The 25235-nt window shown below is 33.8% G+C and carries 18 protein-coding genes; 7 read left to right on the top strand and 11 right to left on the bottom strand.

Annotated features, from left to right (window positions below):
• Positions 1-56 precede the first annotated feature (56 nt).
• From JI750_RS16380 to JI750_RS16370, 3 genes are read left to right on the top strand one after another with little or no spacing between them, the layout of a single operon-like run.
• A complete protein-coding gene (locus JI750_RS16380) occupies positions 57-2879 on the top strand; it encodes an AsmA family protein (RefSeq protein WP_202004381.1) in 2823 nt (940 codons plus the stop codon).
• Positions 2879-3394 (top strand): low affinity iron permease family protein, encoded by a 516-nt coding sequence (locus JI750_RS16375; protein WP_202004380.1) that lies wholly within the window; start codon positions 2879-2881, stop codon positions 3392-3394. Before JI750_RS16380 ends, JI750_RS16375 begins: the two co-directional genes overlap by 1 nt.
• On the top strand, positions 3391-4590 hold the full coding sequence (locus tag JI750_RS16370) for an NAD(P)/FAD-dependent oxidoreductase (protein WP_202004377.1): 1200 nt from the start codon (positions 3391-3393) through the stop codon (positions 4588-4590). Before JI750_RS16375 ends, JI750_RS16370 begins: the two co-directional genes overlap by 4 nt.
• Positions 4591-4673: 83 nt before the next feature.
• Here JI750_RS16370 and JI750_RS16365 read toward each other — a convergent pair whose 3' ends face one another.
• Complete coding sequence (locus JI750_RS16365) at positions 4674-5627, bottom strand: bifunctional helix-turn-helix transcriptional regulator/GNAT family N-acetyltransferase (protein ID WP_202004373.1); 954 nt, start codon at positions 5625-5627, stop codon at positions 4674-4676.
• 227 nt (positions 5628-5854) lie between these two features.
• Positions 5855-6880 carry a helix-turn-helix domain-containing protein gene (locus JI750_RS16360; protein ID WP_202004370.1) on the bottom strand — a complete coding sequence of 342 codons (1026 nt, stop codon included), beginning with the start codon at positions 6878-6880 and terminating at the stop codon, positions 5855-5857.
• Positions 6881-7051: 171 nt separating this feature from the next.
• Here JI750_RS16360 and JI750_RS16355 point away from each other — a divergent pair, with 171 nt between their 5' ends.
• Together JI750_RS16355 and JI750_RS16350 are read left to right on the top strand one after the other, a co-directional pair.
• A complete protein-coding gene (locus JI750_RS16355; protein WP_202004367.1) occupies positions 7052-7537 on the top strand; it encodes a DNA-deoxyinosine glycosylase in 486 nt (161 codons plus the stop codon).
• 300 nt (positions 7538-7837) lie between these two features.
• Positions 7838-8272 carry a DUF6526 family protein gene (locus tag JI750_RS16350; protein ID WP_202004364.1) on the top strand — a complete coding sequence of 145 codons (435 nt, stop codon included), beginning with the start codon at positions 7838-7840 and terminating at the stop codon, positions 8270-8272.
• Positions 8273-8372: 100 nt separating this feature from the next.
• Here JI750_RS16350 and JI750_RS16345 read toward each other — a convergent pair whose 3' ends face one another.
• The 3 genes from JI750_RS16345 to JI750_RS16335 form a co-directional block, all read right to left on the bottom strand.
• Positions 8373-9539 (bottom strand): hypothetical protein, encoded by a 1167-nt coding sequence (locus JI750_RS16345; RefSeq protein WP_202004361.1) that lies wholly within the window; start codon positions 9537-9539, stop codon positions 8373-8375.
• Between the two features lie 463 nt (positions 9540-10002).
• Positions 10003-11424 carry an MATE family efflux transporter gene (locus JI750_RS16340; protein WP_202004358.1) on the bottom strand — a complete coding sequence of 474 codons (1422 nt, stop codon included), beginning with the start codon at positions 11422-11424 and terminating at the stop codon, positions 10003-10005.
• A 60-nt stretch (positions 11425-11484) separates the two neighbouring features.
• On the bottom strand, positions 11485-11961 hold the full coding sequence (locus tag JI750_RS16335; RefSeq protein ID WP_202004354.1) for a MarR family winged helix-turn-helix transcriptional regulator: 477 nt from the start codon (positions 11959-11961) through the stop codon (positions 11485-11487).
• 174 nt (positions 11962-12135) lie between these two features.
• Here JI750_RS16335 and JI750_RS16330 point away from each other — a divergent pair, with 174 nt between their 5' ends.
• The gene (locus JI750_RS16330) at positions 12136-13050 is read left to right on the top strand and encodes a hypothetical protein (RefSeq protein ID WP_202004351.1); all 915 of its coding nucleotides are present in this window, start codon (positions 12136-12138) and stop codon (positions 13048-13050) included.
• A 401-nt stretch (positions 13051-13451) separates the two neighbouring features.
• On the opposite strand, the gene JI750_RS16325 is transcribed toward JI750_RS16330, so the two are convergent.
• The 6 genes from JI750_RS16325 to JI750_RS16300 form a co-directional block, all read right to left on the bottom strand.
• Positions 13452-15470 (bottom strand): glycoside hydrolase family 97 protein, encoded by a 2019-nt coding sequence (locus tag JI750_RS16325; protein WP_202004348.1) that lies wholly within the window; start codon positions 15468-15470, stop codon positions 13452-13454.
• 25 nt (positions 15471-15495) lie between these two features.
• A complete protein-coding gene (locus JI750_RS16320; RefSeq protein ID WP_202004344.1) occupies positions 15496-16740 on the bottom strand; it encodes a glycoside hydrolase family 99 protein in 1245 nt (414 codons plus the stop codon).
• Between the two features lie 191 nt (positions 16741-16931).
• Entirely contained in the window at positions 16932-18443 is a 1512-nt protein-coding gene (locus JI750_RS16315; RefSeq protein WP_202004341.1) for a RagB/SusD family nutrient uptake outer membrane protein, read from the bottom strand.
• A gap of 28 nt (positions 18444-18471) precedes the next feature.
• Complete coding sequence (locus JI750_RS16310; protein WP_236673063.1) at positions 18472-21489, bottom strand: SusC/RagA family TonB-linked outer membrane protein; 3018 nt, start codon at positions 21487-21489, stop codon at positions 18472-18474.
• A 28-nt stretch (positions 21490-21517) separates the two neighbouring features.
• A complete protein-coding gene (locus tag JI750_RS16305) occupies positions 21518-22600 on the bottom strand; it encodes a hypothetical protein (protein WP_202004338.1) in 1083 nt (360 codons plus the stop codon).
• A gap of 8 nt (positions 22601-22608) precedes the next feature.
• Positions 22609-23130: a DUF5004 domain-containing protein gene (locus JI750_RS16300; protein WP_202004336.1), complete on the bottom strand. Its 522-nt coding sequence runs from the start codon at positions 23128-23130 to the stop codon at positions 22609-22611.
• A gap of 482 nt (positions 23131-23612) precedes the next feature.
• Between JI750_RS16300 and susR the strand changes: the two genes are divergently transcribed.
• The gene (gene susR, locus JI750_RS16295; RefSeq protein WP_202004332.1) at positions 23613-25211 is read left to right on the top strand and encodes a SusR family glycan utilization regulator; all 1599 of its coding nucleotides are present in this window, start codon (positions 23613-23615) and stop codon (positions 25209-25211) included.
• Positions 25212-25235 lie beyond the last annotated feature (24 nt).

Raw genomic sequence — 25235 nt, 5'->3', positions numbered from 1 at the left:
GAAGAAAAATTCAAAATCCAGCATATCACAACTCACATTTCACAATTTAAAATTATATGCCTAATTCAATCAAACATACCGCCATAAAAGTTTTAAAAATTACTGGAATTACGATTGCGGTAATTTTGTTTTTGTTATTTATTATCCCGTTGCTTTTTCCTGGAAAAATTGCTTCGGAAGTGAAGAAAATTGCAAACGAACGTCTGGATACCAAATTGGAGTTTACCAAATCTAAACTTTCTTTTTTTACTCATTTTCCATCACTGACTGTTTCGTTAGACGATTTATCTTTAACCGGTTCTAAACCTTTCAGCAATGACACTTTATTAAGAGCAGATCAAGTTGCTTTTGGTATTGATATCAAAAGACTGCTTTTTGACAACGAAGTAAAAATCAATAAACTTTATGTTTCTGATGCTTTAATAAATGTAATGGTCAACGAAAAAGGTCAAGCCAATTATAATATTTATGTTGCTCCAGAAGATAGAGACAAAAAAGAAGATCCGAATGCTCCAGAAGAAGGAACGGCAATTCGCTTGGAACGTATTGATTTACAAAACTGTCATGTAAAATATAATGATCGTTCTGCAAAGATTTTGGTTGATGCAAAAGGTTTTAATTATATCGGAAAAGGAAATCTGAGTGAAGATATTTTTGACCTCGCAACCGATGCCAAAATTGATAATCTGGATTTCTTTTACGATCGAACAGGATATCTGAGAAGAAAAAAAGTAAGTGCAGATTTGATTACTCGAATCAATACGCATGCGCTTACATTTATTCTTCAAAAAAATGAACTTCATATCAATAAACTGCCATTAAAATTTACAGGTTTATTTTCTATTTTAAGAGACGGATATAAAATCAATATAAAAGCCGCTTCAGAAAATACAACCGTAAAAGATTTATTGTCTGTAATGCCTCCAGAGTATTTAACGTGGCTTGAAAGAACAGAAATTTCAGGAAGAAGTGATTTGCTTCTTAGTTTTAAAGGTGATTACAACGTTCAGAAAAAACAAAAACCAAACTTAGCTTTCAATTTAAAAATCAACGAAGGTTCGGTAAACTATAAAAATGCGCCAGTTCCTTTAACTGATTTTCAAATGGATTTGAATGCCATGCTTCCGTCTCTGGATACCGAACAATTGCTGGTTAATCTAAGAACATTGAAATTTAAAGTTGGCGAAAAAGATTATTTTAATGCTTATCTGCACAGCAAAGGTTTAAGCGAAATGTCGATTAATGCAAGCGTGAAAGGCGCTTTAGACCTTGATGTTGTTGATGCCGCTTTAGGATTGGAAAACATGGATTTGAAAGGAATTTTAAAAACCGATATTCAAGCACGCGGAGTTTTTAGCACTTCTAAAAAATTATTTCCAAAAACGATCGGCGGCATTTCTTTGCGAAACGGATGGCTTAAAACAAAGTACTATCCAAATCCTATTACCAATATCACTTTTATAGCCAATATGTTGAATAAAGCAGGAACTTATCAGGATTTGATTGTTGCTGTGGCGCCTGCATCCTTTACTTTTGAAGGAAATCCAGTTTATGTCAATGCCACATTATCCGATTTTAGCGATTTGGCTTATAATGCTAAAATTAAAGGTGAACTGAATGTAGGCCGAATCTATCAGGTCTTCTCGCAAAAAGGTTTGGATTTAACGGGTTATGCCAAAGCTGATCTTTCATTAAAAGGAAAACAGAGTTATGCTACAACCGGCCAGTATGATAAACTGGACAATAAAGGAACGTTGTTGCTAAAAAACATAAAAGCAACTTCAGAATTGTTTCCGAAAGCTTTCTTTATAAAACAGGGGAATTTCCGTTTTCAGAACGAAAAAATGTGGTTTGAAAAATTCAATGCCTCGTACGGAAAATCAGATTTTGATATCAATGGCTATTTGCTAAATACGATTAATTATTTCTTAGAATCAAAAGGAATTCTAAGCGGTAATTTCAACTTAAAATCAAAACTGATTAATGTAGATGAATTTATGGCACTTGAAGAAGGCGAAAACAAAGATCGAAACCTAGAAGTCGAATATGCAAAAGAAGATCATCCAAAAATGAGCGGAGTGGTTATCATTCCTAAAAACCTGAATGTCAATTTAAATGCAAGTGCAGACAAAATTGAATATAACAAATTGGTCTTTAACAAATTAAACGGAAAAATAGGAATAAAAAAAGAAGGATTTTACTTAGAAAACATTACCTTTAATATAATTGACTGTGTTTTAGGGATTAATGCATTGTATAAAGATGAATCTCCAACCTCTGCGCATTTTGATGCTCATTTTACAGCAAAAGATTTTGATGTTCAGAGAGCTTACAAAGAAATTCCGATGTTTCATGATATGGTGACTGCTGCTGAAAAAGCGCACGGAATCATCTCTGTTGACTATAAAGTAAAGGGAGATTTAAATGGTAACATGGGGCCTATTTACGAATCAATGCACGGTGGAGGAACGATTAATTTACGTGACGTAAAAATTAAAGGGCTGAAACTTTTTGATGGAATTAGCTCTAAAACAGGGCAAAACGGTTTGAATAATCCTGATATGAAAGGAATTGAAATTAAATCGACTATAGATAAGAATCTTATAAAAATTGAGCCATTTACCTTTAGTGTTGCCAGTTTTAGGCCTACAATTAAAGGAACTACAAGCTTTGACGGACTTTTGGATCTTAGAATGCGTTTAGGCCTTCCACTATTCGGAATCATTGGTTTTCCAATCGTAATTACTGGAACGCATGATGCTCCAAAAATTAAAATATTCAGCAAGACAGGACAAGAAATTTATCCTGCTGTTTATGATGAAAAAAACAATAAAGTTATTCGAGAAGAAAAAGTAAGCAAACCCAAAACAAAGAAATAATGAATTCTAAATCTCAACATAAAAGCAATGCGTTTGAAAAGTTCGCTACAAAAGTGTCGAAAGCCGCAGGAAGCACTCCAGCTTTTATTGGTGCCTTTGCTCTTGTTGTGGTCTGGGCTGCTTCTGGACCAATTTTCGATTATTCCGAAACGTGGCAATTGGTCATCAATACTGGCACAACAATTATTACTTTTTTGATGGTTTTCTTGATTCAAAAAGCACAAAACAAAGATTCGCTTGCCATTCAGTTAAAACTAAACGAACTCGTAGCATCAAACGATTTGTCAAGCAATACTCTTGTAGATATAGAAAATATGACGGAAGAAGAGATGATTATTATTCAAAAATATTATCATCATTTAAGCCAATTGGCAAAAAAAGACCGATCAATAAGAACTTCACATTCTATTGCTGAGGCAAATGAACTTCATAATCGCAAAAAAGAAAAAATTACAAAACCAGATAATGTAAAGAAAACTACCAAAAACACCTCTAAAAAAATAACCAAAAAATGAAATTGAGCTCTACTGAAACCTATTGGCCTTTAAAAAATGCCATAAAACAAAGTTACCCTTCAATAGATTCTGATATCCACACTGACATTTTAATTATTGGTGGAGGAATAACAGGAGCTTTAACAGCTTATAAATTATTAAACGAAGGAAAAAAAATTGTTCTAGTTGACCGTCGTGATGTTTGTGGCGGCAGCACTTCTGGCAGTACTGCTTTACTGCAATATGAAATTGATGTTCCTTTGCATCAGCTCATTAAACTTCGTGGTGCAAAATGCGCTATCGACAGCTATCAAAACGGAAAGAAAGCCATTTTTGATCTTAGAAACATAATTGATACTGTTGGCTGTGACTGTGGTTTTGAGTTTAAAAAAAGTGTTTATTTTACTACTCTAAAAAAGGATGTACCATATTTAAAAAATGAATTTAAGGCCCGAAAACAGCATGGCTTTGAAATCAGCTGGTTAGGCAGATCCGATTTACAGAAAATGGGATTGAATGCCATTGCTGGAGTAGAATCTAAAACAGCTGCCGTAATGGATCCGTTTAAACTGGCAAGCGATCTTTTATTTCATTGTCACGAAAAAGGTATGCAAATTTTTGACCGAACCAATATAGCTTCTATTCAGCATCAAAAAGGAAAAATTATTGCCACTACCGATTCTAAATGCATCATCACAGCAGATCATATTATTCATTGTACGGGTTATGAAAGCACAGAAACCCTAAAAGAAAAGGTAGTCGATTTAAAAAGCACTTACGTTATTACTTCTGAAAGTCAGCACGATCTTCCAGAAAATTTTAAAAACACGATTTTTTGGGACACTGCATCGCCTTATCATTACATAAGAACTACAGAGGATAATCGTATTATAATGGGTGGCGGCGACGAGGATTTTAAAGATACTTCAAAACGCGACAAATTGCTTCCTAAAAAAGAAACTTACCTTTTAAAACAATTCTTTAAAAGATTTCCAGATTTAGATTTTAAAATCGATTATTCCTGGGCTGGTACTTTTGGAGAAACTAAAGACGGTCTTCCCTACTTCGGAAAACCAAATCCAAGAAAAAACGAACATTATATTCTAGGCTTCGGAGGAAATGGAATTACTTTCAGCGTAATTGGAATGAATTCGATCTTGGATTCACTCAATAATAAAAAAAATACGGATTTGGATTATTATCGGTTTGGGCGTTAGAAAGATGCTAAGATACTGATGTTCTAAGATACTAAGAAAAAAAAAAAAAAACTTAGAACTCAGTATCTTAGAACCTTAGCGACTTAACGAAGCACCAACTCCATCTGAATGTTACATCTCTTATAAGGTGTTTCAAGTCCAAAAACTTTTTCAAAACCTAATTTATAGTATAGATTTATAGCTGGCTTTAAGATTGTATTGCTTTCTAAATATATTTTCTTAGCACCGAGTTCTCTTGCTTTTTCGGCAATTGCTTTTCCTAAAAGCCATCCGATGCTTTTTCCTTGTGATTTGGGTGAAACAGCCATTTTTGCCATTTCAAAATCATACTCAGAATTATTCATTTTAATCAAAGCGCAAACACCGACAGGTTCGTTTTGATATAAAGCCACGAGAATTTTTCCGCCTTTTTTCAAAATATAATCTTCAGGATTATCAAGCGCTTTATAATCGGCTTCTTCCATTTCAAAATATTTCGAGATCCACTCTACATTCAATTCCCTAAAAGCTTGCTGATATTCTGCTTTATACTCCACAATTTCAACGTCTTTACTTTCTCTCTTTTTCTTTTGTTCGCTAACTCTTTTAATCAGAGATTTTTGTTCCAGCAAAAACTCCCATTCTTCTAGCGCTGCCCAAAGATTATGTTTGCTTTCTGTTATTATTTCTTCAATGGCAAGATCAATATCTTCCAACTGCTGTTTTATTTTCTTCGAAATTAAAGTCCCTTTTTCAGTCAGCACAACATTATTCTTGCGTTTATCATCTGTTTTTGCACTTTCCTGAATTAATCCTGCAGTAATCATTTCTTGAATAATTTTACTAACAGAAGGCTGAGAATGTCCTATTTCATTAGCAATTTCAGTAATGGTAATTTCACGTTCCTCTGCTAATGTATAAAATACAGGAAACCATTTCGGCACAAAGTCAACTCCATACAATTCATATATTTTGGCAGCATCGTCTGTCACAACAGCTGTCATTAAACGTAAACGGCTTCCAAGTGCCGATTTTCCAACTTTATCAAAAAATTCCATAACAAATAATTAATTATATAACTAGTTATGCAAATGTATAATTTTTTTAGATACTAAGAAACTAAGGCTCTAAGATTCTAAGTTTTTTTAACTTAAAATCTTAGAGCCTTAGCGTTTGTATATCATGCTTTATAGCTAGCGACTTTATTTTTTTGAGATTTTGAAATGCTAAGTATCACGAAAAAACTTAGAATCTTAGCATCTTAGAACCTTAGCAACTTCGGCGTTTACGCCGTAATAGCCAAAGAATTCAAATTAAACTTATACTCTTTTGGACTACAGTTGAATTTTTGTTTGAATATTTTAGAGAAATAACTTCTGCTAGTAAAACCAATGCAATAGACAATTTCTGAAATGTTTAGGTCTGATGTTCTAATGAGAATTTCTGCTTTAAGCACTCTCATATGGGTAATATAATCATTGACTGTGCGATTGTGAATCATTTTAAAGCCCTCTTGAAGTTTGTTTGGAGAAAGTCCAGATTTTTTACTCAACGATTTTATTGAGAATGCTTCTTCTGGATTTGATTTTATAAACTCCGAAAGTTCTTTTACTCCTTCCAATTCTCTCAATGTTAATCCGTTTGACTCGTTTCCAAAAGCTTGCAAATCGTCAGAATGCTGCTGAATTTCCATCGCCAGAATAATTCGCATAATTCCTTCTTTCAACAGATTGCGAACAATTCCTGTTTGCGTAATCGAATTTAACTGTTCAATTTTTTCTGCAATCTGTAAATTATAAGATCCTATATAGAAGAAATCAGACGCCTGGTTATTTTCAAAAAAAGTATCTTTAACTTGTTGGTTCAAAGAATGTGTCTGACTTGCAACATCAATCTGAGTACCGACAATAATTAAGGTCAATTTTGTTTTTTTACCTTTTTCAAAGAATAAAACATTGTCTTGATTTACTTTAGAGCTTACAATTGCTGTCTGAAATGTTTTCAGTTTTCGCTCTTCCCCATTTAATCCAAAACTGTGCGAAAGATTCCCTTTAGAACAATAAGCAAAATAAATTGGTGATGATTTTACGTTAAGAATATCCAACCTAACATCTGCAGAAAATGTCATATCAAACTGAACGTATGAGATATTATCATTAAAAGAAGCTCCAATAATCGAACCTTCAGCAAAACTATTTTCTATTTCTAGTGTATATTCGTCTAAGTCAAAGGCCACTTTTCCGCCAAAACTAGTTTGAAGTTCATCAAATATATTTTGAGTTTTTTCTGTATTTATAGTAACAATTTTCATGGTTCGCCGGATTTAAAATTATAATTTGCTAAACAGATTATTTCTAGAAATCTGAAAGTCAAAGTTCGCTTAAAGACTGACCAAAAATGTTATATAATTTTTTGGTTTTGTTTTATAATTCCTTATAAATGTTTATTTTACCAGTAATCACAAGTCATTTAATATGTAACTATGGAAAGTTTTTCATTTGCTCCTATAAGTTCTCCCACTTCTAAAATTCTGATTTTAGGCACGATGCCTGGAACAAAATCTTTAGAACTCAACCAATATTATGGCCATAATCAGAATAACTTTTGGAAATTTATGTTTCAGATTCTTGGACAGGAATTTTCAAACAATTATGAAATACGAAAAGACTTGTTAATCGAAAATAATATTGCGCTTTGGGATGTCTTACAATTTTGTGAACGCGTTGGAAGTTTGGATAGTGCCATTAAAAATGAAATCGCAAATGATTTTGAAAATTTCTTAGAAACGCACACTCAAATAGAAAGCATTCTTTTTAACGGACAAAAAGCGGCTGCATTTTTTAAAAAATATGTTCACTTAACAAAACAATATAAAACTTTTACGCTTCCTTCAACTAGTCCTGCCAATGCTAGCAAGGCTTTTCAAAACAAATTAGATGAATGGAGCATCATTAAAACCTTATTATAAACACTATGATTTTATATAATTAAAATGCAAATATTGGAATCATGTAACTTTTTCCGTTTAAAGTATAACAAAAAACAACCACTCTCGATCTAATTTTACATCAAAGAAAAATAAGCCATATTGAAGATTTGAAAAACGAAATGAAAAGGCTTTCTTCTTATTAAAATTTACAAAGCAAACTGTAAAAAGTTTAGTCTATAAAGAGAACATTGGTTATGTTAGTTTATTTTTGGGAAAAAGCTACTCTATAGAAATATAGAGTAGTTTTGTTTTTATAGGCTACCATTTAAAGATAAAAACATGAAAATCCAGACATATTATAATCATATACGGTTTTATACACCGCACCATTTTATATATTATCCTGTTTTAATTTTATTCTTAATTGCAAGCATATATTTAAGCATTACAACAGAAGATCAATTGATATGGGCATTTATAAGCATAGCTTTTGTATTTCTTTTTGTTCTAGCTTATATGTTGCGCCAGCACTATGCGTTAACGTTGCAAAACAGAATTGTACGTTTAGAAATGCGTTACCGCTATTTTACCCTTACGGGAAAAAGATTCGAAGAATTTGAATACAAACTTACAGACGATCAAATATTTGCTTTACGCTTTGCACCAGACAACGAATTGATTCCGCTTGTAGAAGACGTTTTAAAAAACAACTTGACTGGCGATGCGATCAAAAAAGCAATTGTACACTGGAAAGCAGATTATCACAGGGTTTAGTAAAAATCAAATTCCAAATTCCAAATTCCAAATTCCAATAACAATTTTCAATTATTTTTTGATTTTTGAAATTGTCATTGAAATTTGAAATTTGACATTGTTATTGAACTTTCTTTCTATTAAAAACAAGGTAAAACACAAATAGTACAATCCAAACCGAAACAATTACAGCAAAATAAATTGCAATAATATTCGGGTGTAAGTAATTAGGTTCGTAAAATAACTTATCCAAAGTTTTAAATTTTTCTATTAAAGCTTTTCTATCAAAAGTATTTCTAATTCCGTTAAGAGGTTCGTCTTGATGATCTCTATAATGATATACATCTTGAGTTAATTGTTTCGGAATTAGACTCGTTTCTATATTGTATTTTCTTAAAATCGTGTCTAATTTCTGAAAAGTATAAGCCAGCGAATCTTTTTTAGAATTATACAGCAATTTATAACGATCTACAGCCGCTTGATAAGTTTGTTTATCAATAGAATCTCCTTGAACAGGATTAAACAAAGATTTGTTTTCTAAGAAAATACAAATATCACTATCATGTTCTGGATGTACCTGAGCACTCTTAAAAATAATTGCTGTGCTATCTCCTAAAACTGTTTTTGAGATAACTCTTTTGTGTAACTCTTCTTTATCAAAACCAAAAATGTCAAAAATACTATCTGCCTTATTAGTCGTTTTATCAAAAGTACTTGTTAGCGCTTTTATAGTGTCAATACTATAATAACTAGTCTCTGTGATAGCATATTCGCCTGGCACAATTGTATCTTCTTGTTTAATTACGGGATAAGGCTTTGGATATAAAATGTTCTCGTAATTGAATAATTTATCAGAACTGTAAGAAGTATATCCATATAAAAACGGATTTAAAACATTCAAAAGTTTTTTATCATTATTAAAATCATTTTCGGATAATTCCGCTTTTAGTTTAGCGTTCATTCCGAAACTATAACTAACAAAAAATGAAAAAGTCAAAAATGATATCAACAGCAGACAAATGGCAATTTTAAAAAGATTACCGCCATTATAATTTTCCCTTGAATGATTGCGAATCAGAAAAATCAAGAAGAAAAGCAAAAACAATCCGCTTACAAAAAAGTGTGAAATCGAAACGTCATCATAAAATTTGAAAAGGTAAAACTCGGTGTAGATATTAATTTTAGCGATTCCTTTGAAAGTAAAAAAACCGTATAAAAAATAGGCTAAATGAATTAAGGCTAATACAATAAAAGATTTTACAAAATAACGTTTTAAAGTTTTTGTCATTTTTTTAAAGGTGCTAAGGTTCTGAGATGCTAAGATACTAAGGTTCTAATATACTTAAAATTTATTTTGGCTTTCATAAAAATATATTTAGAAAATTAAAAAGTAAAATAATCTGGGCGTGCCACCATTATAAAAAAAGGGCAAACAATAGCAACGCATATTCGCCCTTTTTTTATAATGGTGTCGGGCTGTCCATGCTGCTTCGGCAGCTTATTCCCATCCCTCACGCAATTACGGTTTCAAAACAAGTTTCCGAAAATTTAGCCATTCAATAAAACTAATCGACAAAGAATTTCCGTAGAGACGCACTGCAGTGCGTCTAAAATGCAGGATATTCCTAATCTGCCAATCTTTCGTTAGATGCACTGCAGTGCATCTCTACAAAAAAACTTTGAACCTCAGAATCTCAGAACCTCAGAACCTCAGAATCTTAGAAACTTAGAAACTTAGAACCTTAGAACCTTTACTTAGAAATATCAAACCCCTCCTTCACTATTTCACTTTCGACCTTATCGATCAATTTATTGGTTTTACCTGTTAACCTTTCTTTCTTCCAATCACCTTTTGCATAAACTGCAACTGTGATTAAAGCCGTTACAACAGAAGCTATTGGGAAAGCCCACCAAATTCCGATTTTACCTAAAGAAGTATTATGAGATAAAATGTAAGCAAGCGGAAACTGGATAACCCATTGCGAAACTAAAGTTAGAATCATAGGTAATTTGGTATTTCCAACAGCACGAAACACTCCGGTCAAACAAAGCTGTAAACCTAGAAATCCCCAAGACAGACATGTAATTCTAAGCAATTCTGTTCCTCCGTCAATAACCGCTTGATCATTTGGAACGAAAAAGGCAATTAAATAAGGTGCAAATATAAAAGCTATTACGCCAAGACCAGTTAATAATCCGAAACCTAGATAGGCTCCCAATTTTGATATTTGAGCGGCACGATCAATATTTCCTGCACCAATATTTTGTCCGACAAGAGTGGCAATAGCCATAGATAATCCTAAAGCTGGAATTAAAATCAGCTGAATCAAATTGGAACCCGCTCCATAAGAAGCAACTGTCAATGTACCGAAACGAACAATCAAAAACGTAATCGCCATCATACCCAAAGCACGCATAGATTGTTCGATCGAAGATGGAAAACCAATTTCAAAAGCTCTTTTAATATGTTTATAGTCTGGTTTAAAATCGGAAATGCGAAGATGAATTCCGTGCTTTCCTCTAAACAAAATTGCAAATCCAATGATAATCGCCAAAAGCTGTGTAGACAAAGTTGCTAAAGCAGCGCCTTTTACACCTAATGCTGGAATAAAATTCCATCCATAAATAAACAGCGGATCTAGAGCAAAATTCAAAATAACAGTTCCTAAAACTATATAAACAGGTAAAGTTACACGTCCAACACCACGCATAATCGACTGGAAAATCATAAATCCGAAACTAAAAACCAAACCAACAAATGCAACGCGCATAAATCCTAACGCATCAACATAAACCGTTGGCTCTACCTTTAGCAGATATAAAAAATACGGACTTAAAATGTATCCGATAATCGACAAGAAAACAGAAACAATAATTACCATCGACAAAGTCTGCGCCGCCACATGATTGACCATTTTCTGATTTCCTGCTCCAAAATATTGCGCAATCAAAATAGAACCAGCAATTGCCAATCCAGTTCCTAAAGCTATGGTTAAAAATATTACAGGCGTACTTATTGAAACCGCCGCAACAGCATCGCCGCCCAAACGTCCAACCCAAAAAGCATCTACCAACTGATATGCGGCTTGCAATAAATTAGCAATCATAATTGGGACTGCCAATTTTAATAATGAAGAAAGGATTGGCCCTTCTAACAATTCATTTTTTTTCATTTATTCAAAATAATTATTTAAAAATCAGTTGACATATCAACTTTTAAAGTTCAAAAAAAATTAAAGCGTTTCTAACTTATCTGCATAAGATCTTACTGCATTCAACGCCTCGATTCTTTCTTTTGGAGAAAAAACAGACATGACCTCCTCTTCTGCTCTTTTCATAAGCGATCGAATACTTTTTGCTAGTGAAATTCCCTCATCAGTGAGACTTACAATGTTTTTTCGCTTATCCATTTTATCCTTGACCACCTCAACCAATTTCTTTTTTTCAAGAGCTGAAATACTTCTTAAAATAGAGGATTTGTCGCGCATTGTTTTGTCTGACAATTCTCTTTGTGAAAGACTTTTATGATGCAGAATCATAAGCAGTGGCAGTTGTTCTAATTGTAATGTAATCCCTGCTTCATTCATTAACGCGTTTGTACGTCTGAAAATTGCTCGTTTGATACGATGAATCTGAAAGAAGAAACTATCTGATATTTCTTCTTTCCAAAAATTTGAAAAACTGTCTTTATCGGTATGTCTTTTTTCCATGATGCAAAATTACAAAAAAGAGTGACATGTCAACTATTATTTCGCAAAATCCTTATTTTATTGATATACAAGTTATTTATAAAAATAATTCAGCTATAAAAACAAAAATGAACGATTATTTTTACTAACTTTAAATGTTAAATATTGCCTAATAAAAACTTAAAAATTACTCTGATGAAACAATTATTTATTTTTTTGGTAATGATGCTCCTTTGGATTCCGCTAAACGCTCAGACTGTTGCTGAAACCGCAAAAGACGAAGACTTAACAACAACTCTAAAAACTGAAACAGACGACTTTCAAGATAATAGTGTAGAGGATCTGCCCTGGCACAATAGAAAATTTAAAGTTTCTGCCGGTGGTTTTTTTCCTGTAAATAATACTGTCGTTAAAGTTGAAGGCAATAACGGAAATATAGGAACCGAAATAGATCTTGAAAATGATCTAGGCTTTTCTAAATCGACCGTATCCTTTTTAGGAACATTTGACTGGCGTATTTCTAAAAGATCTCGATTAGGTTTTGAATATTTTGTACTAGATAGAACTGCAACAAAAACGTTGCAAAGAGATATAAATTTCGGAGACCATACTTATCCATTGAATGGAAGTGTTCGTGGTACTTTTAATGTTCAGATTGCTAGAATTGCCTATGGTTATGCTATTTTATCGAAACCTAAATATCAAGCTGGTTTATTAATTGGTGCGCATGTTCTTTTTGCAGATTTAGGTCTAAAATTAAATGCCAATACACAAAGTGTAGAATATCATGATACTTTTGACTTTACAGCTCCATTGCCAGATGTTGGAATATGGGGAGAATTTGTTCTTGGAAAACGCTGGGGTTTATATGCTAACGTAAATTATCTGGCAGTAAAAATTGACGAAACCGATGGGCGAATCATAAGTTACAATTTATCGGTTTTATATAATGTTGTAGACAACTTTAGCCTTACAGCTGGCTATACTGGTTTAAACTTTAGGGTAGATACTGTTCAAGAACGATTAAATGGTTTCTTAAAATGGGGATATAATGGACCAACGATAACTGCAGTGTATACTTTTGGAAAGCATGTTAAAGTTACTAAGTAAAGGTGCTAAGGTGCTGAGATGCTAAGGTTCTAAGTTTTTTTTTAACCGCAAAGAACGCAAAGATTTACGCAAAGTTCGCAAAGGTTTTATACAAAGCTTTGCGAACTTTGTGTTTAAAATATACTTAAAATTCATTTTTAAGATCATAAAGTTTTTTAGCTAAACAAAATATTCTCGCAAAGACGTGAAGTCGCAAAGTTTTTTATATATACTTTGCGACTTCGCGTCTTTGCGAGATTAAAATTTCATCAAAAAGCTTTGCGAACTTTGCGGTAAAATTACACTCAAAATTTCTCAAACCTGAAACTTGAAACAAAAAAACAAACCCGACAGCTCTCCAGCTATCGGGTTTATTGCCAAACTTAAACTTAACTTAACTCAAAATAAAACTTAACTAATATTTATTTTTCGATTGGAGAGAATTTTACTGCTGTTCCTCCACCAGCTGCCAATTTGATATTTAAAATGGTTTTGCTGTTAACTTTTTGTTTAGAGATTGCAACTGGATACGGATTGGTTTTATAATTTGCTCCAGCTCCGTCTGCATAGATTTCTGCTTCGTATTCTTTGCCTTTGTCTAAAAATGATAAGGCTACTTTTAAGTCTCTTGCATTTCTATTGGTAATTGAACCTAAATACCAATTCTTCTCATCCCAATCTTTGCGGGCAATCGTAGTGTATTCTCCAATTTTAGAATCTAAAACTTTAGTATCAGACCAAGTGCACGGAACATCTTTTACGAATTGAAACTCTGGCTTTCCTTCGTAATTTTCAGGCAAATCTGAAGCCATTTGCAAGGGACTGAAAATAATAACATACAATGCCAATTGATTTGCCAACGTAGTCTGAACTTTTGCTCCAGATGGCGTTTTATAATCAAAATTGAAGTTTCCGGGTGTGTAATCAAATGGACCAGAAAGCATTCTTGTAAAAGGCAAAGTCGTTAAATGCTCTGGCGTATTTCCTCCATCTACAGACCATGCATTGTATTCTTGCCCTCTTCCACCCTCTTGTGACATAAAGTTTGGATAAGTACGCTGTAAACCCGTTCCTTTCATTGGTTCGTGGTTATCAATCATGATATGATATTTAGCGGCTGTTTCGATTACTTTTCTGTAATGACGTGCTCCGTACTGGCTGTCATGCCATTCTTTTTTGTCCAAATATTTGTTTACGTAACCCGTTTTAACCGAGTTTACTCCCATTTTCTGATACAATTTGAATGCATCTTCCAATTGGCTTTCATAATTTTTAGTTGCTCCAGCCGTTTCATGATGTCCAATTAAACGAACATTTTTAATGGCTGCGTATTTAGTGATTTCTTCCAAATTAAAATCTGGATAGGCTTTTACGAAACTAAACGCAGAACCGTCAGCAGTCCAATCGCCGTCCCAGCCTTCGTTCCAGCCTTCTACCAAAACTCCGTCGAAACCATTTTTCGCAGCAAAATCAATATATTCTTTTGTGTTTTTGGTTGTTGCTCCATGTTTTGGACCTTGTCCCCAAGTGTATTTTTCTAAATGCATTCCCCACCAGATTCCAATATATTTTGATGGAGTGATCCAAGATAAGTCTTCTATTTTTGAAGGCTCATTCAGATTCAGCATAATTGTAGAAGTTGCTACATCTCCAGGAGTTTTACCAACTACAATAGTTCTCCAAGGCGTTTTAAAAGGTGTTTCGGTATATACTTTTACACCATCTGCCCACGGTACTAAATCACTTTTGTATTGTTTGTCTGTAGTTTTTAAAAGCGTCATTGAAGCAAAATCTGTCAAGTTAGCTTCGTGAATGGCTACATACAATTTGTCTTTGGTTTCAAAAGTTGCCGGAGTATTAATTGTATCTGTTTTACTCATTAACGTCTTGCGGTATTCACTTTCATAATAACTGTTTTCACGGTGAACCGGAATCCACCAAACTTCGTTATTATCTTTAAAAGTAAATTGCGTTACTTCATTGGAGATTTTCACTTTTCCTAAATGAGGTTGTTTTGGAAATTCATAACGAAATCCGACACCATCGTCAAAAACCCTAAAAATGATATCAACCAAGCGCTCCTCGCCTTTTGCTTCTTTTAAATGAACAATCAGTTCGTTATGATGATCTCTCACTTTTTTAAATTCGCCCCAAGGCTGTTCCCAAGTTTCATCTGCCGATTTTTCTTCTGTAGAAACGACTTCAAAACCATCTGTCATTTTAGCTAAACCTTGAAATTCAAATCCCATAAGAGACGGTTCAATAACCGATTTTCCGTTAGAAGAAAAACTGTATTGCGGCTGTCCTGAAGGAGTTAATTCAAACGTTAATTCAGAGATTTTTTCTGGAGAACTGATTTTATACGTTTTTTTAGTACTGCAGGCCATAATCAGCATCGATGCAAAAGCCACGAGACAGTATCTATATTTTCTGTTTTTCATTATTTAAATTGTATTAATTACAGCTCTATTTTATTTCGCTTATTACTTGTTTTGCTTTTGCTGGCTGCATCGAAACAAAATAATTAAACGCTTGGTCGAGTTTTTTCTGGATTTCGACATTTCCTTTTTTCTGTACGCGTAAATCATACAATTTGCTGATATCTGGAAATACGCTTTCAGTATTTTTTACTCCGGCAAAAGTTTTGATTTTTTCGATAAAAGAATATCCAAATTCAACTGTTGGTTCAATCATAGTTCCCTCTCCGAAATCATTCCATGTAATCAGCTGCAGATAATTTACATTGGCGTTTTTTGCTAAAGTCAAAGTTTCATCAAGTGTCACTCCATTGTTATGTTCGATTGTCCATCCAATTGCTGCTCCACCTCCGCCTGCTGCATAAAAATCTTTAAAACCTGGATAAGCACTTCCCATTGCAACACTCAATTTTGGTTTTGTATTGGTATAAAAATTCGTCAAATAACTATTGTCTTTGTAAACCCAAGCATATTCTCCTGAAGCATTTTCTCCTGCCATTGAAGAGTGATCCCAAAGTGTCAAGAAAGTAGGTTTTGCTGTTAAAGTATTAAAGACATTTGTCCATTCAGCGGGGGTCTGTAGAACAATTGGTCCAAAATTCATTAACAGCGGTTTACCATTAATCTTAATATAATTAGCATCAAAAAAATAATTCTTTTCTACATAAGCCAAATCTGTTTTTGCTGCACCGGTTACCGAAATTGCTTTTCCTGCATTCACAACATTTGTCAAGAATCGATCTTCGTATACAATGGCATATTCTAAACCTACTTTATCCAGCATTTCAATAAGCTGATCTGTATTTTCTTTGATCATTCCGTAATCATTTACGTCGTAAGTGCCGTACCAATCAATCAGAATTCCATCAATTCCTGAATATTTCATCAATAATAAATGATTTTCGATCACATTTTTATCTCCTGAGTGATACGGTCCAATCAGCGGATAATAGTACGATGCAATTTCTCTTCGGCCGTTTGCTCCTACGTTGTTCGGATTTTTGTTTGCCATTGTCCAGTGATATCCCCATTTTTTATCGGCACTACTTTCGTTGGTTTCAAACCACGGCATATAGTGCATATAAATCTTCGTGCTATTGGTTTTCTCAATCGCAACAGGGTTTGTTTTCTCTGGTTCTACTGGTTTGTCTGAACCTTTGTCATCGCTGCTGCATCCAGCAACCATCGCAATACTCATCAAACCAAAAACCAACGATGTGATATATCTTTTCATATTGAGATAATATTTATTTAGAACTCGTGATTATTTTTTTTGCCACAGATTAAAAAGATTAAAAAGGATTTTTATTAAAAAATAATCTGTGAAAATCATTTAATCTGTGGCTAAAAAAAATCTTTAGTAACTTCTTAAAACATGCCAGCCTTCCACGACTAACCAACATGGAAGACTGACATTCTAGTAACCTAATTTGGATACCCAGGATTTTGTTTTAGATTTTTATTAGTAGTTAAAACAGTACTCGGAATTGGGAAAATTGCTCTGTATTTTTCCGTTGTGCCTTTTGACCACCATGGCTCGAAGAATGTTCCAAAGCGAATGTTGTCTGTTCTTCTTCTTCCTTCAAATGTGAATTCTTTCAATAACTCTTGATCAATAAATTTAAGGTCAATTGTTGTTGGCAATTCTTCACCTGCACGAGACGCAACTTGCTGTACAAATGGTCTAGCTAAATCTGGCGAACCTAAACGAACGTAACATTCTGCCTGCATCATTAAGATTTCTGAGTAACGAATTAAGACAAAATCGTGATCACGCTCCCATTGTTCTCCTGCTTTCATTTCGTATTTATGTAAACGAACACCTTCATTTTCTTTTGCATCTTCAAGACTTGTTAGGTTCTCTGTATAAGTAAGAGGATCTCCATTACCCATAATAATGACACTTCCTGTTGCAAGATTGATCTGATCGCCTTCTAGCATACATTTTTTTCTCTTGTCTGTATCTGCAAAAGAAGAATAAACTCCTGGCTGTGCACACATTCCGTTTGCACTCCAAGGATAATTATTTGGGATTGCAGAAATAGCTAGATTTTGACTGTAATGGCAAGACATTGAATTCATGTAATTTCCAACTGTTCCTGCTTTTGAATCGTAAGGAATCGCAAAAATAATTTCTGGCGAAGTCTGATTTTCTGTTACGAAATTCGAAAAGAAATCTGGTGTCAAACTGTATCCTGTAACCTTTTGGCACATATTGATACAGTCTTGCCAACGTGGCTGACCGATAAACGCTTCTGAATTAAGATACAATCTAGCCAAAATAGAATATGCAACATTTTTAGTCATCTTAGAATACACCACATTTGGATTTAAATATGGAAGAGCATCTGTCAATTCTTTTTCAACAAAATCATACACTTGTTTTCTTGTTGAATTTGTCGGAAGATCTGTATCTTCAAAATTGGTTACAATTGGCACATTTCCGAATAGATCTAAAAGATTGTAATAGTAATAGGCTCTAAGCGCTTTTAATTCGGCAAAAATCGGTTCTTTCGATTTATCACTAAGAGATGATTTATTGATTTGGTAGATAATTGCGTTGATTTTAGCGATTCCGGTATAGTTGTAACGCCAAGCCGAAAGAATCATTCTATTATCTGATTTCCAAGTATGTTTTTGCGCATCTTGGTATTGTCCTCCATCGTACCAGTTTGTACCTCTTGTCGGAATTGTAGCTTCGTCTGAAACTACTTCATTCAAAAAGAAAACATATTCGCAAGTTGGAAAATTATTAGAGATTGCATCGGAGAATCCTCTTAAAGAAGAATAAGCCCCACCTACCAGCGCATCAACTTCTTTGGTTGTATTTCCGAAATTTCCATCTTCTACCTGATCATACAGCTGCTCGTCCAAATCAGTACAAGATACTGTAAAAAGCATGCTTAAAAGTATTGCTGCTGTTATTTTGATTTTCATTGTTAATATTTTTTGGTTATCAATTCGCTTAGTTATTCAGCGTAAAATTTAATCCAACAGAAATAGTAGTTGGTCGAGGATAATTGTTGTATCTATCAATTCCAGGAGCTGCCAAACCAGTTTGATCCATTACTCCAGTCTGACCGATTCCATCCTGAGCATTTAAACCAATCTCTGGATCTACACCTTTGTAACCTGTAATTACAAATAAGTTTTCGCCCATTACATACATTCTAACTTTCGATTTTTTGTATTTCAATGGTAAAGTGTAACCAAAAGTTAATGTCTGAAGTCTAAAGAAAGAAGCATCTTCGATCCAGTAATCAGAATACTTAGGCGCAGATGTAATGCCACTGCTTAAGAAAGAATCTGGCACATTATAAGCTGGCAATCTAGTTGGATCGTTCAACATCATGTTTGTTGCGTTCAAAGCTTTTTGTCCAAACATTCCGTAACCTGAAAATCCAAGATCAAAATTTCCGTAAGTAAAATTCATTCCGATACCTAATGTCAAATCTGGCTGAATGTTTCCTAAATCCGTTTTGTCTGCATCAACCAAAGCGCTTTCCTCTACTACTTGTCCTGCAGCGTTGTAATACTGTATTTTTCCATTAGCATCTAAACCTGCGTTTCTGAATCCCCAGAAAGTTCCAACAGGATATCCTTCGGCAATAATTTGAGAATATTGCCCAGACATACCAGCTAAGCCATGAAGCGATCCGCTGTAGATAACATCTGTTTTATAAGTTGGATTTGAAAGTTTTTCAATTTTCTGAACGTTGTGCCCAAGAGTTAAATTAGCATTCCAATTGAATTTTTCTCCTCTTATAATGTCAGCATTCAAAGTTAACTCTACTCCTTTGTTTGACATTTCACCAACGTTTGCCAACATAGTTCCTACTAAATATGGAGGCTGAGGCACTTCGTAAGTATATAATAAATCTTTTGTTGTTTTAGAATACCATTCAAAAGATCCTGTAATTCTATTGAAAAGACCAAAATCGAAACCAACGTTAATTTGTTCTGTAGACTCCCATTTCAAATCAGGATTTGGGTTTTGTTTTGGAGAATAAGCCAAACTCCAAGTTTTTGTAACTGGATCGTAATAACTGTCGTTTCCAACTCCTAAGATAGAAAGCGATTTGTACTCGCCAATTCCGTCTTGGTTTCCAGTAATCCCCCAACCTACTCTTAATTTTAAATTGTCTAACCATCCTTTTGAAGATTCCATAAATTCTTCGTTAGAAACTCTCCACGCAGCAGAAGCAGACGGGAAAGTTCCCCATTTATTGTTTTCTCCAAAACGGCTAGATCCGTCACGTCTTACTGTTGCTGTCAATAAATATTTACCATCATAACCGTAGTTAGCACGAGCATAAAAAGAAACTAAATTTGATTTTCCTTTGTATGAATACACATCGCTTAAACGATAGTTGTAACCAGCTCCTAAATTGTTGTAGCTGAAAGCATCTGTTACAAATCCGCCTCTTTGCGCTCCGAAACCTTCGTAGATATTTTCTAGGTAAGAATAACCAGCCAAAGCGCTAATATTGTGCTTGTCTATAATTTTGCTGTAATTTACATAAAGCTCCCCTTGTGCATTTGTGTATTCTGCATAGGTTCTTTGTGCAAAACCACCTTCAGTCTGTCCTTCCATAACCGCATAAGATGGTTTGTAAGTTCCTCCTTTTACTGCATTGTGCTCTAACGAAATGTTTGCTGTCGCAGTAAAATCATTTAAGAATTTAACATCAGTTTTAAAATAACCTAAAAGTCTGTGTCTTTCATTATCAAAAGTTCTGTTGGTTAAAATCTCAACTGGATTTTGATAAAGGTTTCCTGTTACAACACTAAAATCTCCATTTGCATCGTAAACCGGAATTGTTGGATTTAAGTTGTAAGCTCTTTCAAAAATTCTATAATCAATTGGGTGCCATTTGTCAATATTTGCAAATAATCCCATATCAAATTTTACTTCTTTGTTATCTCCAAGAAATTGGTAAGCACTAACATTTCCGCTTAATCTCTCTAAACCAGATTTTTTAATAACCCCTTCGTTGTTTAAGTACGAAAGAGAAGTTCTAAAACCGCTGTCTGCTTTTCCAGAATTGATGCTTAAAGTATGAGACTGAGAAATTGCTGTTTGCTCGATTGCTTTTTGCCAGTTTGTATTTGCACCGTAATCAACCGCATCAGCAATTCCGTTCTGACGAACATAACCTCTCCATTGGTTTGCAGATAATAAATCTAAATTATCGTTTACATATCCAACACTTGTTAATCCACTATAAACCACAGAAACTCCTTTTGTTCCAGATTTTGTTGTAATCATGATTACCCCATTTGCTCCACGAGAACCGTAAATTGCAGTTGCCGAAGCATCTTTAAGAACGTCAACCGATTTAATGTCTGAAGGTTGAACTACGTTAATATCAACACCAGCAATTCCATCCACAACAATTAGCGGACTGTTGCTAGCTGTTAAAGAAGTTCCTCCACGAAGACGGATTGTAGAACCCGCAGCAGGATCTCCCGAAGGACGAATAATATTCAATCCCGCTACTTTTCCTTGCAAAACCTGCTCTGTAGAAGAAATAGTTCCTTTTACTAAATCATCTGCTCCAACTGTAGAAATTGCTCCTGTTAAATCTGATTTTTTCACTTTTCCGTAACCTACAGAAACTACCTGAACTTCTGCTAATGTATATCCATCATTTTGCAGACGCACCTCAACATTAGAAGTGCTTCCCGTAATTTGGATTTTTTGTGTTGTTGATCCGATAAACGAAACTTCGATTGCACCTCCTACGGCTACCTGAAGGCTAAATTTACCATCAAAATCTGTTGTAGTTCCGTTTTTTGTTCCTACTTCAATGATAGAAGCTCCCGGCAATACCGTACCCGTATTGTCATAAACGGTTCCTGAGATTTGTTTTTTCGTCTGCGCGAAAGTGCTGGCAGAAAGAAAAAGCATAAAAATCATCAATACCGCTCCTTTAGCAGTCCACATTTGATGCAGGACGCTTTTTGTATTTTTACTATTCATTAGAATTGGTGTTTTAATTTAATAGTGATTATTTATCTAAAGTTTTAAGCGGAATCGTAGTATCCGAAATCGTTTTGTCTTTATTGTCTTTTACCAAAACATGGATTTCACTTAAACTTGGAACTCCATTTAGCTCCGAAACTAAATTGACAAAACCTTTAATTTCTGCAGTTCCTCCAGTAAACTCACCAGAAATTGTTTTTGGTCCAGCTGTAATAGTGTAGATTAATTTGTTTACACCTGCTTCGTTATTTTTTCTCGACATTCCAAGAAAATCTTTCTGGCTGATTTGTGATGGAAAGAAAGCAAAACTTGGCGGCGGTGGCGGAACAAATTCTCCTGCGTAAATAACCTGATCGCCAGAATTCGCTGTCCAATTCTCTGCTACCATCAGGAAATTTATTTTTTCCATTACAAAATCATCTGGCGCATTAAAGTACTGCTTAGGAACAAAATCCATTTTATAAAAACCATTACCTAGATCTTTCAATTTTGTTTTTGCAGCAATTTCTGGTTTTGCAGCTTCATACATTTGCTGAATAGCCCAGTCATTCAAACCACCATGCATGTGTACACTCGGAGTGCCAGCAAATGCAGGATTAAGATTTGCATTAAATATGATGCTTACCGGTTTATCGATTAAAGGTTTTGTTGGGTATGATCTAAATAATTCACCTGAAGTATAGAAAGATGAAAAATCAGTATAAGGTACATTGCCAACATCACTTTGTTTAGATCCGTTTTTGTTTTTTAAGCGAAACCAGAATCCAGCACTTGCTGCAATTTCGTCTGGAGTTTTAGAAAAATAAACTGTTGGAGTTAAAGTAAAACTCCAGATTTTATTTCCTTCGTATTTCAATTTTGCAAAATCTGATGAGTTTTCCCAGTTTCCGGCATCTGGTTCAGATGGAGACCAGATCCAGATGTATAAATCTTCTGTTTCTGCAAATGTCGATGCCGACATATCAAAATACCATGTAACCTGTTCATCATATTTGTAAATAACAGGAAATGATGATATTGGCCCTACAGCTCCAGCGGCTTCTTGTGCCTGAATAAAATTAGGAGCCATCAACAAGGCAAGTAAAATTGTATATATAAACTTTTTCATATTACTTTTTAATTAATAGCATTTAATTTAAATACATAAGACACAAAATCTACACCTCCAGAAGCATGCGTCAATTGAATCTGCATTTCTTTGGTTTTACCAGGAACCGAAACTAAACTCAATTCATCAGTTTTCTGCGTTTTTTGAGCATCGCTGTACAAATAGATTTTTGTTCCAACGCCGTTGGTCTGCTGAAAATCTGAGCTTAATGCCCAATATCCTTTAGGAGCAAATAACGGAGGGACATCTCCAGTTACTTCATAACTTGTTGGATTGTTCTTTTCATCTACGTTAAATTTGATTTTAAAATCTTCGTAGTTAAAGTAAGTACTCAAGTTTTCTTCGTTTGGTTCGATATTATTTGCTTTCGCAACTTCATCAACCATTTTCAGATTTGTTAATCCCCAATTTCCATTTACTTTTTCATAAAGGGTAATCGGTTCTACGTAGCTTCCGTCATCTGTGTTATCGCATCCAATCGCAAAAAAACACATCATAAAAGCTAGCCAATAAAGACTTTTACATTTCATAAATTTTTGGTTTTCGTTAGTTTGTTATCCCCTTCAAAAGGATACAGCGAAACTAGACGTTAAATAAATCCTAAAAAAAAAATCTGATAAAAATCAAGATAAAATTCAAACAATAAAATACATAAGCAATTAATTATCAATGATTTATGTTTTTAGATTTTAGTAAAAAATCAAGACGCTGTTTAGATAAAAATAAGCAGTTTTTATATGGTAAAAATGACAATATGAAAAATAATCAGTATATTTTTTTCACTATGCATATATATAACTTGTTTTTATTGTATAATTGCAAATAATTTACCTGTTTTTAACATTTACAGCTTATTTTCAGTCAGAAAATCCCCTTCTAAAGCAATGTTTTTAAACAATTTACAAGATTCTAGAAAAACAGGTTTAGCTTAATCTCAAACTTATTCTTAATTTTAAAACGAATTAACTAACTATATCTATCAACCATCCTTTTTCCCTAAACCAAACAAATCATGCAAAGAATATTGATGCTGCTTTTCTTCCTGGCAGGTTTTTCTCTTACTGCGAAAGAGACAAATCCTTATTTGGAAGAATTAGATCAGGTACTCTTGAAAAAAGAGATTTATCTGAAACAGAAATATCGAAAAATCGAGTCTTTAAAGAAAAATGTATCGAAGTTTACCCTTAACCAGAATAACGAAGAGTTGTATAACTGTTATATGGCTTTATTTGATGAATACAAATCTTTTAAATATGACTCGGCTTATTATTATTTAGAGCAATCTAAAATCAAGGCAAAAATTTTAAAAGATCCGAAGTATTTATCTAAAAGCCGAATCAAAGAAGGTTTTGTGCTTTTGTCTTCTGGACTTTTTAAAGAAGCAATTGATACGCTAAATGTGATTGACGATACCAAACTGGATCTCAAAAACAAATTTGAGTATTACAACATCAAAGCTCGTGCTTATTATGATTTAGCCGATTACAATCGTGATCAGCGTTTTAATATTCATTATGTACAACAGGGAAACCATTTCTTGAAGAAAGCTCTCGAATTAATCGGAACCAATACCAATGAATATTGGGCCGCAGAAAGCCTTAAACGCCTCAAACAGCAGGACTGGCGAGGCGCTGAATTTGCTTTCAGCTATTGGATTAACAACTACAATCTGCCTCCAGATTATTACGGAATTGCAACATCAAGTCTTGGTTATATTTATTCTGAAAGAGGTTATACCAAAAAAGCCATTCAATACTTGGCTCTTGCTGCCATTGCCGATGTAAAAAATGCAACGAAAGAAACTGTTGCTCTTCGAAATTTAGCCAATGAGCTATTTAAAATGGGCTATTTGGATAAAGCAAACGAATACATTAATATCGCGATGGATGATGCTACATTTTATAATGCAAGGCATCGAAAAATTGAGATTTCGTCTATTTTACCTATTATAGAAAAAGCGCAACTGAATAATGTAAAAGATAAAAATGATAAACTCGAAAAGATTATTATTCTCTTGACGATCTTAACTGTTATCATTTTTGTTTTTCTTGGAATCATTTTCAAACAATTAAAAGAGAAAAATAAAGCGCGAAAAATCATGGCCGATTCTTATTTGCAATTGCAGGAAATGAATGTGAGTTTGAGTGAAGCCAATGCCATTAAAGAAGAATATATTACCTATTTCATAAAAGCAACTTCAGCTTTCATTAATAAAATAGACCATATACAGAAAAGTACATTGCATAAAATCATCACCAAAAAAACAGATGAAGTTATTGCGAGTTTAAAGCGCTATAATGTAAAAGAAGAACGCGAAAATCTGTTTCATCAATTTGACGAAATTTTCTTGAAACTGTTCCCGACATTCGTAACCGATTTCAATAAATTATTCCCAAACGATCATAAATGTATTGTCAAAAAAGGCGAACTTTTAAATACGGAATTACGAATTTTTGCTTTGTATAGATTAGGAATTCAAGACAGCAACCAAATGGCCGAATTCCTTGAACTTTCTGTAGCTACAATTTATACGTACAAAACCAGAATTAAAAGCAAATCTGATTTTAAAGATACTTTTGAGCAGAAGATTATGGAGATAAAGACTATTTAAGTTGCTGAGATTCTAAGATACTGA

The organism is Flavobacterium tagetis, assembly GCF_016735615.1.
In the GTDB taxonomy this organism is placed as follows: Bacteria; Bacteroidota; Bacteroidia; order Flavobacteriales; family Flavobacteriaceae; genus Flavobacterium; species Flavobacterium tagetis.
The sequence above is the reverse complement of the archived record's forward strand: the minus strand, read 5'-3'. Positions and strand labels throughout refer to the sequence as shown.

Bases quoted from the DNA above. Each gene is read 5' to 3' on its own strand.
- JI750_RS16380 (WP_202004381.1), top strand. From the start codon at position 57: ATGCCTAATTCAATCAAACATACCGCCATAAAAGTTTTAAAAATTACT.
- JI750_RS16375 (WP_202004380.1), top strand. From the start codon at position 2,879: ATGAATTCTAAATCTCAACATAAAAGCAATGCGTTTGAAAAGTTCGCT.
- JI750_RS16370 (WP_202004377.1), top strand. From the start codon at position 3,391: ATGAAATTGAGCTCTACTGAAACCTATTGGCCTTTAAAAAATGCCATA.
- JI750_RS16365 (WP_202004373.1), bottom strand. From the start codon at position 5,627: ATGGAATTTTTTGATAAAGTTGGAAAATCGGCACTTGGAAGCCGTTTA.
- JI750_RS16360 (WP_202004370.1), bottom strand. From the start codon at position 6,880: ATGAAAATTGTTACTATAAATACAGAAAAAACTCAAAATATATTTGAT.
- JI750_RS16355 (WP_202004367.1), top strand. From the start codon at position 7,052: ATGGAAAGTTTTTCATTTGCTCCTATAAGTTCTCCCACTTCTAAAATT.
- JI750_RS16350 (WP_202004364.1), top strand. From the start codon at position 7,838: ATGAAAATCCAGACATATTATAATCATATACGGTTTTATACACCGCAC.
- JI750_RS16345 (WP_202004361.1), bottom strand. From the start codon at position 9,539: ATGACAAAAACTTTAAAACGTTATTTTGTAAAATCTTTTATTGTATTA.
- JI750_RS16340 (WP_202004358.1), bottom strand. From the start codon at position 11,424: ATGAAAAAAAATGAATTGTTAGAAGGGCCAATCCTTTCTTCATTATTA.
- JI750_RS16335 (WP_202004354.1), bottom strand. From the start codon at position 11,961: ATGGAAAAAAGACATACCGATAAAGACAGTTTTTCAAATTTTTGGAAA.
- JI750_RS16330 (WP_202004351.1), top strand. From the start codon at position 12,136: ATGAAACAATTATTTATTTTTTTGGTAATGATGCTCCTTTGGATTCCG.
- JI750_RS16325 (WP_202004348.1), bottom strand. From the start codon at position 15,470: ATGAAAAACAGAAAATATAGATACTGTCTCGTGGCTTTTGCATCGATG.
- JI750_RS16320 (WP_202004344.1), bottom strand. From the start codon at position 16,740: ATGAAAAGATATATCACATCGTTGGTTTTTGGTTTGATGAGTATTGCG.
- JI750_RS16315 (WP_202004341.1), bottom strand. From the start codon at position 18,443: ATGAAAATCAAAATAACAGCAGCAATACTTTTAAGCATGCTTTTTACA.
- JI750_RS16310 (WP_236673063.1), bottom strand. From the start codon at position 21,489: ATGAATAGTAAAAATACAAAAAGCGTCCTGCATCAAATGTGGACTGCT.
- JI750_RS16305 (WP_202004338.1), bottom strand. From the start codon at position 22,600: ATGAAAAAGTTTATATATACAATTTTACTTGCCTTGTTGATGGCTCCT.
- JI750_RS16300 (WP_202004336.1), bottom strand. From the start codon at position 23,130: ATGAAATGTAAAAGTCTTTATTGGCTAGCTTTTATGATGTGTTTTTTT.
- susR (WP_202004332.1), top strand. From the start codon at position 23,613: ATGCAAAGAATATTGATGCTGCTTTTCTTCCTGGCAGGTTTTTCTCTT.